The 18,949-nt window shown below is 70.4% G+C and carries 16 protein-coding genes; 6 read left to right on the plus strand and 10 right to left on the minus strand.

Translation table 11 applies throughout. The annotated features are described in order from the left end of the window. Nucleotides 1-111 precede the first annotated feature (111 nt). The 3 genes from xylB to ABIC50_RS20800 all read right to left on the minus strand — a co-directional run bounded on the left by xylB (nucleotide 112) and on the right by ABIC50_RS20800 (nucleotide 4,210). On the minus strand, nucleotides 112-1,593 hold the full coding sequence (gene xylB / locus ABIC50_RS20790; RefSeq protein ID WP_354166601.1) for a xylulokinase: 1,482 nt from the start codon (nucleotides 1,591-1,593) through the stop codon (nucleotides 112-114). Nucleotides 1,594-1,728: 135 nt separating this feature from the next. Further along, the gene (gene dalD / locus ABIC50_RS20795) at nucleotides 1,729-3,123 is read right to left on the minus strand and encodes a D-arabinitol 4-dehydrogenase (RefSeq protein ID WP_354166603.1); all 1,395 of its coding nucleotides are present in this window, start codon (nucleotides 3,121-3,123) and stop codon (nucleotides 1,729-1,731) included. A 175-nt stretch (nucleotides 3,124-3,298) separates the two neighbouring features. Beyond that, complete coding sequence (locus ABIC50_RS20800; RefSeq protein ID WP_126228404.1) at nucleotides 3,299-4,210, minus strand: LysR family transcriptional regulator; 912 nt, start codon at nucleotides 4,208-4,210, stop codon at nucleotides 3,299-3,301. 99 nt (nucleotides 4,211-4,309) lie between these two features. On the opposite strand from ABIC50_RS20800, the gene mdlC reads away from it, so the two are divergent. The 4 genes from mdlC (at nucleotide 4,310) to ABIC50_RS20820 (ending at nucleotide 10,013) form a co-directional block, all read left to right on the plus strand. Then, a complete protein-coding gene (mdlC, locus tag ABIC50_RS20805) occupies nucleotides 4,310-5,917 on the plus strand; it encodes a benzoylformate decarboxylase (RefSeq protein ID WP_354166605.1) in 1,608 nt (535 codons plus the stop codon). 29 nt (nucleotides 5,918-5,946) lie between these two features. Beyond that, nucleotides 5,947-7,398: an aldehyde dehydrogenase gene (locus ABIC50_RS20810; protein WP_354166607.1), complete on the plus strand. Its 1,452-nt coding sequence runs from the start codon at nucleotides 5,947-5,949 to the stop codon at nucleotides 7,396-7,398. 13 nt (nucleotides 7,399-7,411) lie between these two features. Beyond that, a complete protein-coding gene (locus ABIC50_RS20815; RefSeq protein ID WP_354166609.1) occupies nucleotides 7,412-8,356 on the plus strand; it encodes a ketopantoate reductase family protein in 945 nt (314 codons plus the stop codon). Nucleotides 8,357-8,615: 259 nt separating this feature from the next. After that, nucleotides 8,616-10,013, plus strand: coding sequence for an MFS transporter (locus ABIC50_RS20820; protein WP_354166612.1), 1,398 nt, complete (start codon nucleotides 8,616-8,618; stop codon nucleotides 10,011-10,013). Nucleotides 10,014-10,034: 21 nt separating this feature from the next. Here ABIC50_RS20820 and kynA read toward each other — a convergent pair whose 3' ends face one another. From kynA to kynB, 3 genes are all read right to left on the minus strand, one after another. Next, entirely contained in the window at nucleotides 10,035-10,961 is a 927-nt protein-coding gene (gene kynA, locus ABIC50_RS20825; RefSeq protein WP_034177043.1) for a tryptophan 2,3-dioxygenase, read from the minus strand. Between the two features lie 80 nt (nucleotides 10,962-11,041). Further along, complete coding sequence (kynU, locus tag ABIC50_RS20830) at nucleotides 11,042-12,295, minus strand: kynureninase (RefSeq protein WP_471686018.1); 1,254 nt, start codon at nucleotides 12,293-12,295, stop codon at nucleotides 11,042-11,044. A 25-nt stretch (nucleotides 12,296-12,320) separates the two neighbouring features. Continuing rightward, on the minus strand, nucleotides 12,321-12,962 hold the full coding sequence (gene kynB / locus ABIC50_RS20835) for an arylformamidase (RefSeq protein WP_354166614.1): 642 nt from the start codon (nucleotides 12,960-12,962) through the stop codon (nucleotides 12,321-12,323). 130 nt (nucleotides 12,963-13,092) lie between these two features. On the opposite strand from kynB, the gene ABIC50_RS20840 reads away from it, so the two are divergent. Continuing rightward, nucleotides 13,093-13,593 (plus strand): Lrp/AsnC family transcriptional regulator, encoded by a 501-nt coding sequence (locus ABIC50_RS20840; RefSeq protein WP_006477992.1) that lies wholly within the window; start codon nucleotides 13,093-13,095, stop codon nucleotides 13,591-13,593. On the opposite strand, the gene ABIC50_RS20845 is transcribed toward ABIC50_RS20840, so the two are convergent. From ABIC50_RS20845 to ABIC50_RS20855, 3 genes are all read right to left on the minus strand, one after another. Next, nucleotides 13,580-14,089, minus strand: coding sequence for a flavin reductase family protein (locus ABIC50_RS20845; protein WP_011657768.1), 510 nt, complete (start codon nucleotides 14,087-14,089; stop codon nucleotides 13,580-13,582). The genes ABIC50_RS20840 and ABIC50_RS20845 overlap by 14 nt on opposite strands. A gap of 284 nt (nucleotides 14,090-14,373) precedes the next feature. Further along, nucleotides 14,374-15,039, minus strand: coding sequence for a hypothetical protein (locus tag ABIC50_RS20850; protein WP_175728275.1), 666 nt, complete (start codon nucleotides 15,037-15,039; stop codon nucleotides 14,374-14,376). Then, nucleotides 15,036-16,442 carry a selenium-binding protein SBP56-related protein gene (locus tag ABIC50_RS20855; RefSeq protein ID WP_012364564.1) on the minus strand — a complete coding sequence of 469 codons (1,407 nt, stop codon included), beginning with the start codon at nucleotides 16,440-16,442 and terminating at the stop codon, nucleotides 15,036-15,038. The genes ABIC50_RS20850 and ABIC50_RS20855 overlap by 4 nt, the downstream gene beginning before the upstream one ends. A 562-nt stretch (nucleotides 16,443-17,004) precedes the next feature. Here ABIC50_RS20855 and msrA point away from each other — a divergent pair. Continuing rightward, nucleotides 17,005-17,565, plus strand: coding sequence for a peptide-methionine (S)-S-oxide reductase MsrA (gene msrA, locus ABIC50_RS20860; protein WP_011657764.1), 561 nt, complete (start codon nucleotides 17,005-17,007; stop codon nucleotides 17,563-17,565). A 49-nt stretch (nucleotides 17,566-17,614) separates the two neighbouring features. Here msrA and ABIC50_RS20865 read toward each other — a convergent pair whose 3' ends face one another. After that, on the minus strand, nucleotides 17,615-18,937 hold the full coding sequence (locus ABIC50_RS20865; RefSeq protein WP_354166616.1) for a DUF72 domain-containing protein: 1,323 nt from the start codon (nucleotides 18,935-18,937) through the stop codon (nucleotides 17,615-17,617). Nucleotides 18,938-18,949 lie beyond the last annotated feature (12 nt).

Genomic DNA, 18,949 nt, shown 5'->3' on the forward strand with positions numbered 1-18,949 from the left:
GATAGCGGTTCGGTTCGGATCTGGGGGCCGCCCCCGCGGGCCGGCCGTCAGGGGCGCCGACGGCATCCACTGTAACGCATGCCGGGGCGCGGCCGACGGCCGCTGCGGCGCTTACGCGAGCCGCGCGCGCGACGGTTCGTAAAGCGGGCGCACGTGGCGATACAGCGCGCGGAACGCGTCGAGGCGCTCGCGCAGCAGCGCATGGCGCGCGGCGTCGGGCGTGTATTCGGCGCGCATCGGCGGCTTGGTCAGCACCACCTGCGGATCGCCGCCGACGGCGAGCCAGCCCAGCCGCGCCGCGCCGAGCGCCGCACCGGTTTCGCCGCCGCCGTGCTGGCGCGTGTGCACGTTCAGCGCATCGGCGATCAGCTGCGCCCAGAACGCGCTGCGCGCGCCGCCGCCGATCAGCGACAGCCGGTCGGTTTCGACGCCGGCCGTGTGCAGCGCGTCGAGGCCGTCCGCGAGGCCGAGCGTCACGCCTTCGAGCACCGCGTAGCCGAGATGCGCGCGTTCGGTCGCGTGCGTCATCCCGAAGAACACGCCCTGCGCATACGGATCGTTGTGCGGCGTGCGTTCGCCGGACAGGTAGGGCAGGAACAGCGGCGCGGTGGCGAGCGCGTCCGCGTCGAGCGCCTCGATTTCGGCGAGCAGCGCCGGCTCGTCGGTGCCCGTCAGCTTGCAGACCCAGCGCAGGCAGCTCGCGGCCGACAGCACGACGCTCATCAGCTGCCAGCGATCGGGAATCGCGTGACAGAACGCATGCACGGCCGATGCGGGATTCGGCATGAAGCGGTCGCCGACCACGCTCAGCACGCCCGACGTGCCGAGCGACACGAAGCCGTCGCCCGCGTGGATCGCGCCGATACCGAGCGCGCTCGTCGCGTTGTCGCCGCCGCCGCCCGCCACCACGACAGCCTCCGACAGCCCGAGCTCGCGCGCGACGTCCGCACGCAGCGTGCCGGACGGCGCGTTGCCTTCGACGATGCGCGGCATCTGCTCGCGCGTCATGTCGCACGCGGCGAGCAGCGCGTCGGACCAGTCGCGGCGCGCGACGTCGAGCCACAGCGTGCCGGCCGCGTCGGACGGATCGGACACCTTCGCGCCCGTGAGCCGGAAGCGCAGGTAGTCCTTCGGCATCAGCACGCACGCGGTCGCGGCGAACACGTCGGGTTCGTGCTTCGCGACCCACAGCAGTTTCGGCGCGGTGAAGCCGGGCATCGCGAGGTTGCCGGCCAGCGCGTGCAGATCGGGTGCGCGTTCGGTGAGCAGCGCGCATTCGTCGGCGCTGCGCATGTCGTTCCACAGGATCGCGGGGCGCAGCACGCGATCGTCGCGGCCGAGCAGCACCGCGCCGTGCATCTGGCCCGACAGGCCGATCCCGCGCACCTGCGCGAACGCCTGGGGGTGCCGTTCGCGCAGCGCCGCGAGCGCGGCGAGCGTGCCTTGCCACCAGTCGTCCGGATGCTGTTCAGCCCAGCGCGGGTGCGGCCGCGACACGCCGAACGGCGTGCCCGCGGTGCCGACCACGGTGCCGTCCGGGGCCAGCAGCAGCACCTTCACTTCCGAGGTGCCGAGGTCGATGCCGAGATACATGAGCGATCCGTTCCGTCAGTGAGGAGCCGCTACTTTAGCCGCACGCACGCGCGCATGCCAACGCAGGTTCGCCCGGATGCGCGGCAGCGTGCGAGCGCCGGCCGCCGGGAGAGGGCCGGAGGGCCGCGCCGCGCCTCAGCGCTGCGCGAGCCACCCGTCGACGCGCGCGAGCCCGGCGCGCAGCGCGTCGTACAGCGCGGCGTTGCCGGCGAGCGAGCCCCACAGCGCGCGGCTTGCGCACAGCGCGACGACCGGGTCGTCGGCTTCGACGATCGCCCGCGCGGTGCCGTCATCCATTACGCCGTCCTGGTACGCATACGGCAGCAGCCCGCGCGCCCAGCGTTCGAGAAAACGCAGGAACAGCGCCGGCAGCACCGCGGTGGCGACCGGCGCCGCGCCGCGCGCGAACGATTCGACGAGCGTCGGCGCGATGAAGCCGGGAATCTTCGAGAAGCCGTCGGCCGCGACGCGCTGGTTCGTGTCGAGCACGTACGGGTTGCCGAAGCGTTCGAGCACGACGTCGCGATAGCGTTCGAGGTCGAGCGGGCTCGGGCTGAGGCACGGGATCACGTCCTGCGTCACGTAGTCGTGCGCGAAGCGGCGGATCGCCGCGTCGTGCGTGCCCTCGTGGATGTACGTGTGGCCCGCGAGCGTGCCGGCCCACGCGATGCAGCTGTGCGTCGCATTGAGGATGCGGATCTTCGCTTCCTCGTACGGATGCACGTCGTCGACCAGTTCCGCGCCGGCCAGCTCCCAGCGCGGCCGGCCGGCCGCGAAGCGGTCCTCGATCACCCACTGGATGAACGATTCGCCCATCACCGGGCACGCGTCGTCGACGCCGGTGGCCGCGCGCACGCGTTCGCGCACGTCGTCGGTCGGGCGCGGCGTGATGCGGTCGACCATCGCGCTCGGCGTCGCGACGTTCGCATCGAACCACGCGAGCAGGCCGGCCTCGCCGCGCCGTTCGAGGAATTCGCGCATGCCCGCGCGAAAGCGCGCGCCGTTGTTGCGCAGGTTGTCGCAGCTCTGCAGCGTGAGCGGGCCCGCGCCGCGCGCCACGCGTTCGGCGAGCAGCGCCGCGAGCGCGCCGTACAGCGTCGTGCGCGCGCCCTGCAGGTCGGCCGCGAGATCGGCGTTCGCGATATCGAGCCGGTTGTGTTCGTCGAGGTAGTAGCCGCCTTCGGTGACGGTGAACGACACGATGCGGCATGCCGGGTCGGCGCCGGCGTCGATCAGCGCGGCGAGGTCGATCGACCACGGCAGCACGCGCGAGATCGCGCGGATCGTCTCGTACGCGCGCTCGCCTTGCGGCGTGACGGTCTCGAGCGTGTATGCGCCGTGCTGCGCGGCGAGCGCGTCCATCGTCGCGCGCATGTCGTCGCGGATGTTGCCGACGGTCAGCGACCAGCGCTCGCCGGCCGGCACGGCCGCATTCACGCGATGCAGATACCACGCCTGATGCGCGCGGTGAAACGAGCCTGCGCCGATGTGCAGCAGCACGGGCGTGCGGGCGGAGGGCGATTCGGTCATCCGGTGTCTCCTGTCGCGATCGGATCCCGGCCGGCCTGGCGGCAGCACCCGCGATCCGCGTCGTCGAATACGATCATTTGCTCGTCATGTGAGCGAATGATCGTATTCGGGCGAGCGAAAGTCAAGGCGGCGACGCGGCATTTCGATGGTGCGCTGCGGGGCGGCGGACGGGCAGTCAGCGTGCGTCGCGCGTCAGCGCGACGAGTTCGTCGAGCAGCTTGCCGGCCGGCCCCGGCAGGATCCCGTGGCGCCGGCGAAACGCGGTGAGCGTGCGCACCGCGACCACTTCGCGCACCGGCAGCGTATCGATCGTGCCGGCGCGCTGTTCGGCGCCGTACATCGGTTCGGCCATCCAGCTCAGGAAGCCCGCGTGCGCGACGAGACTCTTCAGCGTCGTGACCGAGCGCGTCTCGACCGCGATGTCGGGTAGCGCGAGCCCGTGCGCGTCGAAGGTCGCGCGCATGTGGTCGAACGGCGCGGTGCCGCGCGGCGGACTCGCCCAGCGCGCGTGCAGCGTGTCGGCGAGTGTGGGCGCGCGTCCGAGTGCGCGCAGCGGATGGTGCGGCGCCGCAACGATATGGCTGCGATCCTCCCAGCGGCACTCCGGAATCGCGACGATCTCGTCGGTGTCGGGCCCGTGCGCGGACAGCGCGAGATCGATCTCGTGCTTGTTCAGGCCATCCGCGAGCCGGTCCCACACGCCTTCGAGAATCTCGACGCGCAGGTTCGGCCAGCGGTCGAGCACGCGGCCGACCGCGACCGGCAGCACGAGGCTCGCGATGCTGCCCACCGTGCCGACCTTGATCGTGCCCTTCGCGAACCCGCGCATCGCATCGAGCTCCTCGCGTGCGTGCTCGGCCTCGTGCTGCAGCAGCGTCGCGTGCGGCAGCAGTGCCTCGCCGAACGCGGTCAGCTGCACGCCTTTCGAGTGGCGCTCGAACAGCGGCGCGCCGACCTGGTCCTCGAGCCGCTTCAGGATCCGGCTCAGCGCCGGCTGGGTCACATGCAGCGCGTCGGCCGCGCGGCCGAGGCTGCCGCACGTGACGATGGTCGTGAATGCACGCAATTGCCGGAGATCGAAAGTCATGCCGAATCGTAATGGCTTTTCTCAGAAAATACAGTATCCGAGAATGACTCGCGCTTCGATACTGTGGAAACCGCCAAGCCACCGAGGAGACGCCCGAGCATGTCCGGCACCCCGTCCCAATCCGCCGCCCCGATCACCGTCCGCGACGCGGTCATCGACCTGTTTCGCCAGTTCGGCATCGATCGCGTGTTCGGCAACCCCGGCTCGACCGAGCTGCCGATGTTCCGCGATTTCCCCGCCGACTTCCGCTACGTGCTCGGCCTGCAGGAGGCCGTGGTGGTCGGGATGGCGGACGGTCATGCGCAGGCCACCGGCAATGCGGCGGTGGTCAACCTGCATTCGGCGGCCGGCGTCGGCAACGCGATGGGCAACCTGTTCACCGCGTTCCGGAACCGCACGCCGCTGATCGTCACCGCCGGCCAGCAGGCCCGCGCGATCCTGCCGTTCGATCCGTTCCTCGGCGCGACCCAGGCCGCCGAGATGCCGAAGCCGTACGTGAAGTGGAGCATCGAGCCCGCGCGTGCGCAGGACGTGCCGGCCGCGATCGCGCGCGCGTACCGGATCGCGATGCAGGAGCCGCGCGGGCCGGTGTTCGTGTCGATCCCGGTGGACGACTGGGACCAGCCGGCCGAGCTGCTGCCGCGCCGCGACGTGAGCAGCGTCGTGCGGCCCGATCCCGACGCGCTCGCGCGGCTCGGCGACGCGCTCGATGCCGCGCGGCGTCCCGCGCTCGTGGTCGGCGCGGCCGTCGATCGGGCCGGTGCGTGGGACGACGTGGTGCGGCTGGCCGAGCGGCACCGCGCAAGCGTGTACGCCGCGCCGATGTCGGGGCGCTGCAGCTTCCCCGAGGACCATCCGCTGTTCGCCGGCTTCCTGCCCGCGATCCGCGAGAAGATCGTCGCGCGGCTCGACGGGCACGACCTCGTGTTCGCGTTCGGCGCGCCCGCGTTCACCTATCACGTCGAAGGTTTCGGCCCGCATGTGCCGCCGGGCGCCGCGCTTGTGCAACTCGTCGACGATCCGGGCATCGCCGCGTGGACGCCGTCGGGCGATGCGGTCGTCGGCAACCTGCGGCTCGCGGCGCGCGACCTGCTGGCCCGGCCGGCGCCGCCCGAGCGGCCGATGCCCGCGCCGCGGCCGCCGCGCCCGCGCGCCGAAGCGCCGGCCGCCGGCGAGCGGATGTCGGTGGCGTTCGCGCTGCAGACGCTCGCCGAGTTGCGCGACGCGCACGACATCGTCGTCGAGGAAGCGCCGAGCGCGCGGCCGGTGATGCAGACGCACCTGCCGTTCACGCGCAGCGGCACCTTCTACACGATGGACAGCGGCGGGCTCGGCTACGGGATGCCGGCCGCGGTCGGCGTCGCGCTCGCGCGGCCGGGGCGGCGCGTGATCGCGCTGATCGGCGACGGGTCGAGCCTCTATTCGATCCAGGCGTTGTGGAGCGCCGCGCAGCAGAAGCTGCCGATCACGTTCGTGATCCTGAACAATCGCCGCTACGCGGCGCTGCAGGAATTCGCGTCCGTGTTCGGTTTCGGTCCCGACGATCCGGTGCAGGGCACCGATCTGCCCGACCTGGATTTCGTCGCGCTCGCGCAAGGGATGGGATGCCGCGGCATCCGCGTCACCGATGCCGCACGCCTGCGCGACACGCTGACGGATGCGCTGCGGGCCGGTACGCCCGTCGTCGTCGACGTCGAGGTTGCCTGACGCGCAGCGCGCGTCGTTCCGGAGAATTCATGCAAACCGTATCGATGCTGATCGGCGGCCAACGCCGCCATTCGTCCAGCGGCGCGACCTTCGTGCGCCACAACCCGCTCGACGGCGAAGTCGCGTCGGCCGCGCCGGCGTGCACGGTCGACGATGCACGCGCGGCGGCCGACGCGGCCGCGCGCGCGTTTCCCGATTGGGCGGCGCTCGGCCCCGGCGCGCGGCGTGCGCTGCTGCTGAAGGCGGCCGCCGCGCTCGAAGCGAAGCACGAGCAGTTCGTCGCCGCGATGGCGGCCGAAACCGGCGCGTCGGCGTTGTGGGCCGGCTTCAACGTGAAGCTTGCCGCGAGCGGGCTCGTCGAGGCCGCGTCGCTGACCACGCAGATCGGCGGCGAGCTGATCCCGTCCGACGTGCCCGGTTCGCTCGCGATGGGCGTGCGGCAGCCGGCCGGCGTCGTGCTCGGCATCGCGCCGTGGAACGCGCCGGTGATCCTCGCGACGCGCGCGCTCGCGCTGCCGCTCGCGTGCGGCAACACGATCGTGCTCAAGGGCTCCGAATTGTGCCCGGTCACGCACGGGCTGGTGGTCGAGGCGCTGCAGGAGGCCGGGCTGCCGGCGGGTGTCGTGAACTTCGTGACGAACGCGCCGGAGGACGCGGGCGCGGTGGTCGACGCACTGATCGCGCATCCGGCCGTGCGCCGCGTGAATTTCACCGGATCGACACGCGTCGGGCGGATCATCGCCGAAGCGTGCGCGCGTCATCTGAAACCGTCGGTGCTCGAGCTCGGCGGCAAGGCGCCGTTCGTCGTACTCGACGATGCGGATCTCGACGCGGCGGTCGCGGCGGCCGCGTTCGGCGCGTTCGCGAATTCCGGGCAGATCTGCATGTCGACCGAGCGGATCATCGTCGACGCATCGATCGCCGACGCGTTCGTCGCGAAGCTCGCCGCCCGGGCCGCGTCGCTGCCGCTCGGCGACCCGCGCCACGGGCCCGTCGTGCTCGGCTCGCTGATCGACATGAAGGCCGTCGAGCGCTGCAACACGCTGATCGACGATGCGCTCGCGCACGGCGCGACGCTGCTGTGCGGCGGCCGGTCCGACACCACGCTGTTCCCGGCGACGCTGCTCGATCGCGTGACGCCCGCGATGCGGATCTACGCGGAGGAGTCGTTCGGGCCGGTGAAGGGCATCGTGCGGGTCGACGGCGAGGCGGCCGCGATCGACTGCGCAAACGACAACGCGTTCGGGCTGTCGTCGGCCGTGTTCAGCCGCGACGTCGCGCGCGCGATGCGCGTCGCGGCGCGCATCGAGTCGGGCATTTGCCACGTGAACGGCCCGACCGTGCACGACGAGGCGCAGATGCCGTTCGGCGGCGTGAAGGACAGCGGCTTCGGGCATTTCGGCGGCAAGGCCGGCATCGCCGCGTTCACGGACCTGCGCTGGATCACCGTGCAGACCACGCCGCGCCACTATCCGTTCTGAGAGGCGATCGACGATGAGGATTGCGATTCTGGGTGCCGGCGCGATGGGTTCGCTGTTCGGCGCGCGGCTGGCCGAGCACGGCGAAGCCGTGACGCTGATCGACGTGAACGACGCGCATCTCGATGCGATCCGCCGCGACGGGCTGCGCATCGACGACGATCGCGGCGAACGCCGCATCCGCACGCTGCAGGCCGTGCGGCCGGAAGCGGCGAATGCAGCGGCAGGCGCCGCGCCCGATGCCCCGTTCGACTTGCTGATCGTGTTCACGAAATCGCTGCACACATGCGCGGCACTCGAAGGCGTGCACGCATTGCTGACACCGCGGACATCCGTGCTGACGCTGCAGAACGGTCTCGGCAACGTCGAGACGCTGAACGCGTTCGTGCCGCTCGAGCGCATTCTGGTCGGCGTCACGACGTGGCCGGCCGACTTCGCGGGCGCCGGACACGTGCGCTCGCACGGTGCCGGCACGATCCGCATGATGACGGCGGACGGCGCGTCGCGCCCGTTCGCGGCGGCCGTGGCCGACACGCTGTCGCGCGCCGGGCTCGCGTGTTCGCTCGATCCGGACGTCTGGGCCGCGATCTGGGAGAAGGTCGCGTTCAATGCGGCGCTCAACACGCTGTGCGCGGCGACGGGCTGCACGGTCGACCAGCTCGGCCGCGATCCCGAAGGGCCGCGGCTCGCGCTCGCAATCGCCGCGGAGACGGCGGCCGTCGCGCGCGCGAAAGGCGTCGCCGTGGATGGCGAGCGGATCGCGCGCAATGTCGAGCATGCGATTGGCGAGCATCGCGGCCATCGGCCGTCGATGCTGCAGGACGTGCTCGCGGGCCGCCGCACGGAGATCGGCGCGATCAACGGTCAGGTCGTCGCGGCCGCGCGCGAGACGGGCGTCGCGGTGCCGCACGTCGAGACGCTGCTCGCGCTGGTCCGGTTGATCGACGCGCAGCTCGACTGAGCATCGGGCCGGCGGCCGGCTGGCGCCGCACGACGATACGCGCGCGCCGCGTGACGCGATGCCGCCGGACCGGCGCAGATTGAACAGGATGCCGGCGCCGATGCATCGACATCGACCGGCCGCGCAGCACGAGATCCGGGGCACGCGCAGCCGCGTCAGCCCGGGCAACAGGAGACGCCATGAAATTCATCGAATACCGTTGTGTTGCCGCGCGCCGTTCGCGCATCTTGCCGCCGCTGCGCGGCAGCCGGGAGGCCGCATGAGCACGCACGACGGAGTGCAGCCGCCGGCCGTCGACATCGGCGCGACGCTCGACGACGGGCCGTTCACGACGATGCAGCGTTGCGTGGTGCTGCTCGCCGCGCTCGCGATCGTGCTCGACGGCTTCGACGGCCAGTTGATCGGCTTCGCGATTCCGGTGCTGATCCGCGAATGGGGGATCACGCGCGGCGCATTCGCGCCGGCGGTGGCCGCCGGGCTGATCGGCATGGGCATCGGCAGCGCGTGCGCGGGGATCGTCGCGGATCGTTTCGGCCGCCGCCAGGCCGTGATCGGCAGCGTGTTCCTGTTCGGCGTCGCGACCTGCGCGATCGGCTTCGCGCCGGATGTCGCGACGATCGCGCTGCTGCGCTTCTGCGCGGGGCTCGGGATCGGCGGCGCGCTGCCGACCGCCACGACGATGACGGCCGAATACACGCCCGCGCGGCGCCGCACGATGATGGTGACGGCGACGATCGTCTGCGTGCCGCTCGGCGGCATGCTGGCCGGACTGTTCGCGCACGAGGTGCTGCCGCGCTATGGCTGGCGCGGACTGTTCTTCGCCGGCGGCGCGCTGCCGCTCGTGCTCGGTTTCGTGCTGATGCGCGCGCTGCCCGAATCGCCGCGCTATCTGGCGCGCCGCCCCGCGCGCTGGCCGGAACTCGGCGCGCTGCTCGCGCGCATGCAGCGGCCGGTCGCGCCGGGCACCGCGTTCACCGATCTGCGCGATGCGCGCGCACCCGGCGCGCGCGGCGGGTTCGGCGCCTTGTTCGCCGACAACCAGGCGCGCGACACGATCGCGCTGTGGTGCGCATTCTTCATGTGCCTGCTCGCCGTGTATGCGGCATTCAGCTGGCTGCCGACGATGCTGGCCGCGAGCGGGCTGAGCGTGTCGGTCGCGGGCTCGGGGTTGACCGCGTACAACCTCGGCGGCGTGATCGGCGCGCTGCTGTGCGCATGGGCGATCACGCATGCCGGTTCACGCTGGCCGCTCGCGCTGTGCAGCATCGGCGGCGTGGCGAGTGCGATATGGCTGATGGGTATCGATGCGGGACGCCACACGGGCTGGCTGATCGTCGGGCTCGGCCTGCACGGTTTGTTCGTCAACGCGGTGCAGTCGACGATGTATGCGCTCTGCGCGTACATCTATCCGACGGCGGTGCGTGCGACCGGCACCGCGAGCGCGCTCGCATTCGGCCGGCTCGGCGCGATCCTCAGCGCGTTCGCGGGCGCGATCGTGATCAGCGCGGGCGGCGCGACGGCGTACCTGACGATGCTGGCCATCGCGATGGGCGTGGTGTGCGTCGCACTGCTCGCGATGCGGCGTCACATTCCGCGGTTCGCGCGCGAACGGGCGTTGCCGCGCGACGGGGAGGAGCTGGCCCGCACGTCGTCGTGACGCGCGGGCGCATGCCGTGCGTTACAGCGTGGTGCGCACGTGCCAGAGCTCGGGGAACAGCACGACGTCGAGCATCTTGCGCAGATACGGCGCGCCGCTCGTGCCGCCGGTGCCCTGCTTGAAGCCGATGATGCGCTCGACGGTCGTCACGTGGCGGAAACGCCACTGGCGGAACGCATCCTCGAGATCGACGAGTTCCTCGGCCATCTCGTACAGCTCCCAGTGCTGCTGCGGGTGACGGTAGACCTCGAGCCACGCGGCCTCGACCGTTTCGTCGTGACGCATCGGCTGCGTCCAGTCGCGCTCGAGCCGCTCGGGCGCGATCGGGAAACCGCGCCGCGCGAGCAGGCGCACGACCTCGTCGTAGAACGACGGCGCCTCGAGCGTCGCGCGCACCTGTTCGAGGATGTCGGGCCGGTGCGCGTGCGGCTGCAGCATCTGCACGTTCTTGTTGCCGAGCAGGAATTCGAGCTGCCGGTACTGGTACGACTGGAAGCCCGACGACTGGCCGAGATACGGCCGCATCGCCGAATACTCGGACGGCGTCATCGTCGACAGCACGTTCCACGCCTGCACGAGCTGCTCGAGGATCCGCGACACGCGCGCGAGCATCTTGAACGCGGGCGGCAGCGCGTCGCCGCGCACCGCGTCGAGCGCGCCGCGCAGCTCGAACAGCGCGAGCTTCATCCACAGCTCGCTCGTCTGATGCTGGATGATGAACAGCATCTCGTTGTGATCGGGCGACAGCGGATGCTGCGCGTCGAGGATCGAATTCAGCGACAGATAGTCGCCGTAGCTCATCGACTTCGAGAAATCGAGCTGCGCGTCGTGCCAGCCGGCTTCGCCTGCCGCGTCGCCCGGCACGTGCGGCGCTTCATGAGCGGGTTGGGCCGCGCGTGCGCCCGAGAACGGGCAGCCCGCCGGCGCATTGTCGCCGGGTGGCTGCATATGACCAGAATTCACGACTCTCTCCAGATTTGAATGACGGGGGGCGCGGCGCGCGGCCTGCGCGCGCCGGTCGACGCCGATCAGGTCACCGCGCCGCGCTCGGCGAACTCGGGTGCCTTCCACGCATCGGTGGCCAGGATGTCGCGCAGCGTCTCGACGGCATCCCACACGTCGACGAAGCGCGTATAGAGCGGCGTGAAGCCGAAGCGCAGCACGTACGGCTCGCGGTAGTCGCCGATCACGCCGCGCGCGATCAGCGCCTGCATCACCTCGTAGCCGTGCGGATGCTCGAAGCTCGCCTGCGAGCCGCGCTGGTGATGCGCGCGCGGCGTGACGAGCTTCAGCGACAGGCCCGCGCAGCGCGCTTCGACGAGTGCGATGAACGCATCGGTGAGCGCGAGCGACTTGCGGCGGATCGCGTGCATGTCGGTCTGCAGGAACACGTCGAGCCCGCATTCGACCATCGACATCGACACGATCGGCTGCGTGCCGCACAGGAAGCGCGCGATGCCCGGATCGGGCGCGAAGCCCGGCTGCATCGCGAACGGTGCGCGGTGGCCCCACCAGCCCGACAGCGGCTGTGAGAAATGCGCGTGATGGCGCTGCGGCACCCACACGAACGCCGGCGAACCGGGGCCGCCGTTCAGGTACTTGTACGTGCAGCCGACCGCGCCATCCGCATGCGCGCCGTTCAGGTCGACCGGCACCGCGCCGGCCGAGTGCGCGAGATCCCACAGCATCAGCGCGCCCGCGTCGTGCACGAGCTGAGTGACGGCCGGCATGTCGTGCATGTAGCCGGTGCGGTAGTTCACGTGCGTGATCATCGCGACGGCCGTGTCCGCACCGAGCGCGTCGGGCAGGTCTGCCGGATCGTCGATCAGGCGCAGCTCGTAGCCGCCGCCGAGCTGCTCGATCAGCCCTTGCGCGATGTACAGGTCGGTCGGGAAGTTCGAGCGCTCCGACACGATCACACGGCGCTCCGGCGCGCGCGCGGCCTGGTGACGCAGCATCGCCGACAGCAGCTTGAACAGGTTGATCGAGATGGTGTCGGTCACGACGGTCTCGCCCGGTGCGCCGCCGATCAGCGTCGCGAGCTTGTCGCCGAGGCGGCGCGGCAGCGCGAACCACCCGGCGGTGTTCCAGCTGCGGATCAGGCCTTCGCCCCATTCGGCGCCGATCACCTGTTGCGCGCGGGTGGCCGATGCGCGCGGCTGTGCGCCGAGCGAGTTGCCGTCGAGATAGATCACGCCGTCGGGCAGCGCGAACTGGTCGCGCAGCGCGGCGAGCGGGTCGTCGCGGTCGAGGGCGAGCGCGTCTTCACGGGTCTTGATCATGATGTCGGGTCAGTGGGTCGGGTAATCAGGAGGAATGGCCGGGCAGCGCGCGCAGCACCGCACGCACGGGGCTTGCGTCGAGCGTCGTGAACTTCAGCGGCAGCGCGATCAGCTCGTAGTCGCCGGGCGGCACGTCGTCGAGCACGATCCCTTCGAGGATCGCCATCCGGTGTGCACGCACGCGATGATGCGCATCCATGGTCTTGGATTCCTGCGGGTCGAGCGACGGCGTGTCGATGCCGATCAGCTTCACGCCGCACGCGGCGAGCAGGTCGACGGTCTCGGGCGCGACCGCGCAGAAGCCGCTGTCCCATTGCTCGACGCTGGCGCGTGCATAGGTGCGCAGCAGCACGCGCGGCGGCACGCCGTCGAGCGCGGCCTCGATGTCGGCCGGGCGCACGACCGGCGCCGCGCCGATGCAGTGGATCACGCGGCACGGGCCGAGATAGGTATCGAGCGGCACCGCGCCGATCGGCGCGCCGTCGGCGTCATAGTGGAGCGGCGCGTCGCAGTGCGCGCCTGTATGCGGCGACAGCGTCAGGCGCGCGACGTTGACCGGCGAGCCGGCCTCCATCCGCCACACGCGTTCGACGGAAACGGGCGTATCGCCCGGCCACACGGGGGTGGCGGGGCTGACAGGCGGCGAGATGTCCCAGAGTGTGTCCATGGCATGACGAATCGGTGAATCGATCCTTCGAATGATAGGTGGACGCTCGCAGAAAGTGCTTGCGAAATAAACATGGACAATCCGCCGAATTGGCAGATAATTCGAATGAGAGGGAAAAGGGGGACCAAAAATGCATGCGATCACGCTCGATGCCACCGACTGCAGGATTCTGGCGGTACTGCAGGAGGAAGGCAGAATCAGCAATCTCGACCTGGCCGAACGCATCTCGCTTTCGCCGTCGGCTTGCTTACGCCGGATGCGCCTGCTCGAGGAGCAGGGCGTCATCGAACACTATCGCGCGTGCTTGAGCCGCGAGAAGCTCGGCTTCGAGCTCGAGGCGTTCGTGCAGGTGTCGATGCGCAACGAAGAGAATCAATGGCACGAGCGCTTCGCGGAAGCGCTGCGCGAATGGCCGGAGGTGGTCGGCGCGTTCGTCGTGACGGGCGAGAGCCACTATCTGCTGCGCGTGCTCGCGCACAACCTCAAGCACTATTCGGATTTCGTGCTGAACCGGCTCTACAAGGCGCCGGGCGTGATGGACATCCGTTCGAACATCGTGCTGCAGACGCTGAAGGACGAAGCGGGCGCGCCGGTCGGACTGGCGCGCACCGGGGCGATCAAAGCGGTGTGAGGCCGTGGAAGCCGCCGCCGTGGAACACGAGCGGCGGCGCCGCATCCGATACCGCGCGCACGCCGCAGCGTTCCACTTCGCCGACGAAGATCACGTGGTCGCCTTCATCGTAGCGGCTGCGGTTGTGGCATTCGAACCACGCGAGCGCACCGTCGAGCACCGGCATGCCCGAGTTGCCGGCCACGTGCGCGATCCCTTCGAAGCGGTCGCCCTTGTAGGTCGAGAAGCGCTTGCACAGGTCGATCTGCGATGCCGCGAGCACGTTCACCACGTAATGGCTGTTGCTGCGGAACACCGGCGTCGACGCCGATTTGTGCGCGAGGCTCCACAGCACGAGCGGCGGATCGAGCGACACCGAGTTGAACGAGCTTGCGGTGATGCCGATCAACTGCCCGGACGGCGCCTGCGTCGTGATGACGGTGACGCCCGTCGCGAACTGGCCGAGCGCCTGGCGGAATGCGGCCGAATCGAAGTCCGGCGGGTTGGCATGGTTCATCGGGCGGCCATCCGGAACGAAACGGACGGGCGCGGCGCGCGGCGGATGCAACGGGCGCGGCGGACGAAAGGCGACAAGGCCGGGGTGATCGGTTGGGAAGGGGTGCGCATGGTCGGATTTTAGCGGAATCGCGACCGCCGGGCCCGTGCGCACGGCGCATTGCGGCGTGAGCGTGAGGTGAACGTGAGGTAGCGAACACTGTCGCACGGTGCCGCGATCGACAGGGAACGGCCGTTCTGTCGCGTTTTACCGCGCGTGATCTGCGGCCGCGCCGTGCGGCGGTGCTAGCGCGCCGCCGCCAGCCCGAGCGACAGCGCGCCCGTCAGGATCAGGCTCGACGCCCACACCGCGTCGAGGTTGAACCAGCTCCGCGCGACGAACTTCAGCCCGAGATAGCGGTACACGAGCCACGCGAGCACGCCGCCCGCGCCGATCATCGCGGCTGCGTGCACGGCTGCGACCACGAGGGCCATCCCGAGATGCGCATCGACGAGCGTGGCCGCCGCGCGATGGCCGGCATCCCGGTCGAGCCCGCAGAGCCCGAGATAGATCGGCACCAGCATCAGTCCCGCGCCGTGCGCGAGCGCGATCGCGAACGACCACAACCCGAGCCGCGCGGGTGCGATCCGCGCAAGCGCGCGCGGATGGCGCCGCCGGATCAGCAGCACCGCGCCGAAGCCGATCACGAGCGCGCTCGCGCCGATCCGGATCGCCGACTGCCACGCGAGCAACGCGGCGAGCAGCCCGAACGGCAGCATCACCATGAAGACAGCCAGCGCATGGCCGAGCGCGAGATAGCCGAGCGCCGCGAGCAGCGCGCCGCCGCGGCGCGTCATCAGCGCGTTCGACACCGCGAGCGGCCAGCCCATCGCCGGATTGAGTCCGTGATAGACGCCGCTCGCGAGCACGGCCGCCCACAGCGCGAGCGGCGCGGAGAGGCTGGCGTTCAACGCTTGACCGACGGATAGCAGAACGAGTCCGTCGAGCAGTCGCCGCCCTCGAGCCGGATCTGGTGCGCGCGATAGCCGTCGGGGAACTCGACCCAGTAGTCGTCGGCGAGCGTCAGCCCGCCCTCCGGCCCCACATGCGCGAGCACCTGCGCGGCCGGCACGCCGTCCGGATAGAACTGGTCGTCCCACGTCGAGTAGAGCGAGTTGGTCCAGTACACGCGCCGGCCGTCGCGGCTGATCTCGACCATCTGCGGGCCGCCCGCGAACGCGCGGCCGTTCGTGTGCGGCGCGCGGCGCACGATGCCGCCGATGCGCACCGAGCCCGCGAGCACCGGGTGATGCGGATCCGACACGTCGTACTGGCGCATTTCGCCCGTGCCCCAGCACGACACGTACAGGAAGCGGTCGTCGAGCGACAGGTCGATGTCGGTCACGAGCGGCGGCACCGCGCCGAACCCCTGCAGCAGCGGCGGCAGCTCGTCGGCCGCGGCCGGCTCGGGCGGGATCGTCGCGGTCTTCTTCACATGGAACTGGCCGTCCTCGCGCCACCAGGTCCAGATCGACCCTTCCAGGTTGGTCGTATCGACCACGACGCCGACGAACCCGTATTCGCGCACCGGATCGTGCGCGGGCCGCACCTCCAGCGCCATCTGGTGCTGGGCGCCGAGATCGATCGTCTGCACGTTGCGCCGCGCGCGCAGGTCCCAGAAATGCAGCCGGTGCCCGTAGCGGTTCGCGAGCAGGTCTTCCGGCACGATGCCGTTCTCGAACTGCGGCGGCAGCGCCCATTCGCTCGACACCATGTAGTCGCGCGGCAGGTTCCACCAGAAGTCGTAATGCTTGTCCTGCGGGCCGCGGTCGATTTCCCAGCGGCCGAGCACGTCGAAGGTCTCGCAGTCCATGATGAAGATGCCGGGCGCGCCGTCGGTGCCGTCCTTGCCCGCGCCGCCGAGCGTGCTCACGTAGATGCCTTCGGGGCCGCAGTGGACCGTATGCGGTCGCGAATAGCCGGTCTTCGCGAAGATCTCGTCGGGTTCGATGATCTTGTGGATGCGTGCCTGCGTCGGGTGCGGCTTCGTGTCGATCACGTAGATCCGCGACGAGCGCAGGCCGGGGATGATCAGGAAGCGGCGCTCGAGAAACGCGTGGCCGGTCAGCGGCGACAGCGACGACGAACACGCATTCCAGCCGAAGTGGTGAAACTCGTCGCCGGTGTTCGGCATCGTCACCGTGTGCACGATCTTGCCGTAGGTCGAGGAACCGGGCTTCACGTCGATCACGGCGAGCGCGTCGGGTCTGGAAAAATCGGGGCTCAGCAACAATGTATAGGCGAACTCTTCCGCCGGCGCCTGCATCGCGAGTTCCGGCGAAGCGTGAAATGTCGGGTCAGGCCGCATGCTCATCGTAGTGCCTCTCTCGGTTGTATCGGATCACGGGCGCACGGCCGTTCGTTGCGGACGTGCGGGTCGAACAGTTGCGTGATGCGCATGCACCGGCGGCCGCACGCGTGGCAGGACGCACGGTGCGGTGCATCAGATCGGGACAGCGGGGAAACGCGGTGCACCGGCTCGCCGCGCAGGCGGCGCGACGGGCGCATGGCGGCGCAATGGTGCGATGGAAGTGCCGGCGCGCGGGGCACCGGTGGCAGGAACTGCAATCCGGACGACTTCTGTCGGGGCGTGCATAGCGATGTTCCGGCGGATGATGTTGGCATCGGGGCGGGCATGCATCGGACGCTGCGTGCAGCCGGGACGGTGTGCCGTCGCGGGCAAGCGTGCCTAAGTGTAGTCGAGAAACGCACCGCCGGTGGTGCGTGATACGCGCGCGTTTCTGCCTGATTCGCGCGCGAGTGAGATACTTGAACGCGTGCCGCTTCGCGCCGGGCAACCGGGCAGCGGCGATACGGACCGGCGGCGCCGGCGCGCGCTTGCGTGCGGTTGCCGTCATCAACGAGGTGATGATTTCATGGTGAACGAGATGCTTGAAACCGCGACCGTGGGTGGTGGGTGCTTCTGGTGCACGGAGGCCGTGTTTCTCGATGTCGACGGCGTGACGGCCGTCCAGTCGGGCTATGCGGGCGGCCATATGCGCAATCCCGGCTATCGCGACGTGTGCGAAGGCGATACCGGTCACGCGGAGGTCGTGAACGTGACGTTCGATCCGGCACGCATCGGTTATCGCGAGATCCTCGAGATCTTCTTCGCGACGCACGATCCGACCCAGCTGAACCGGCAGGGTAACGACGTCGGCACGCAGTACCGTTCGGTCGTGTTCACGCATTCGGACGAGCAGCGCGACATCGCGCTGGACGTGATCCGCGAACTGGAGCGCGAGCAGGTGTTCGGGCAGCCGATCGTCACGCAGGTCGTGCCGCTCGACGACAACTACTGGCCGGCTGAGGACTATCACCAGAACTATTACGCGCGCAATCCGGGGCAGGGCTACTGCTCGGTCGTGATCGGGCCGAAGCTCGCGAAATTCCGCCAGAAGTTCTCGCACCGGCTGAAGTCGCTGCGCGGCGCGTAATCGGCCGGCAAGCGCGCAGGCGGCGCCGCCAGACGGCCGCCGCCGAACCCTACGCCGCCTCGCTGCGCCACTGCGCGCACGCGGCGGCGATCTCGCGCGCGAGCGCGACGCACGACAGCGGCGCGGAGCCTTCCGCCTTGTTGTTGATCGTGATGATCACCGGCTGTCCGGCCAGCGCGTAGCGCGCGGCCAGCTCGGCGAGCGCCGCGCGCGTGGCCGGATCCTCGTCGACGAGCTTGTCGAACGGCTCGTACTTCGCCTTGGCCTGTTCGTACTTGAATCCGCCGTGCAGGCTCCAGCGCACGATCAGCGGGCCCGGCGCGTCGCCGTCGAGCAGCGCGAGCGCGGCCGCCTGGCGCAGCGGGTCGGGCATCCGCGCATGCAGGCCGACGCAGTAGCGCACGCCGAGCGCCGCGAGCGCGCGGATGAAGCGCGGCGTGAGCAGGCACGCGTCGCGGATCTCGATCGCGTAGCGCGTGCCGTCGGCGTCCGGCGGCAGCGGCGGTAGCGCCGCGAAGAACGCCGACAGCCGGTCGATCAGCGCGGCCGGTTCGACGAGCAGTTGATCGGGCATCGGCGAAAACTGGAACACCAGCACGCCGGCCTTTTTGCCGAGCCCTTCGATGCACGGCTCCACGAATTCCCGGGTGGCGAGCTGCGCGTCGAGAAAGGTCGGGTTCGGGCCGGACGGCTCGCCGCGCCGGCCGCGCACGACCGCGTCGGTGACGGATGCCGGCGCCTTCACGACGAAGCGGAAGTCGTCCGGTACCTGTTGTGCGTAGCGCAGGTAGTCGGCCACCGACAGCGGGCCGTAGAACGAGCGGTCGAGGCTCACGCTCTTCAGCAGCGGATGCGCGCCGTACGCTTCGAGGCCCTCGCGCGACAGCTTCGTCTGCGCGAAATCGCCGTCGTAGACGATGCCGTCCCAGCCGGGGAAATACCACGACGACGTGCCGAGCCGCACATTCGGCGGCAACGCGGCCGCCACGTCGGCGACTTCCGCGGAAACCGGTGCGGGCGGCACGCCGCGCTGGCGCCGGCCCTTCTTCGGCGGCGTGGCTGGCGGCAACGGGTCGTCCCACAGCAGGCCTGAGGCGGGAGGCGGTTCCGGTTCCTGATCGGAGGAAGGGCGGGGCGACGCACGGCCCGCGCGCGCAGGCGACTTTGCCGGTGGCGCGGCATCGTGCTCGCCAGGCGTCACGCGTTCGCCGGCACCGGGCGGGTGGTCATCGTCGAAGGGCGCAGCCGCCGCGCGTGCGTCGTCGGGCGGCGCGCCGAACAGGTCGAACTGCCCGTCGGCGTGCGACCCGTCCGCTTCGTCGCGCTGCTGTCGTTGCGGCGGCGTGTTGCGCCGCGTCCTGCCGTCACCCATGCGTGCCCAGCG

It is taken from the genome of Burkholderia sp. 567 (genome assembly GCF_040545115.1).
GTDB classification, from domain to species: domain Bacteria; phylum Pseudomonadota; class Gammaproteobacteria; order Burkholderiales; family Burkholderiaceae; genus Burkholderia; species Burkholderia ambifaria.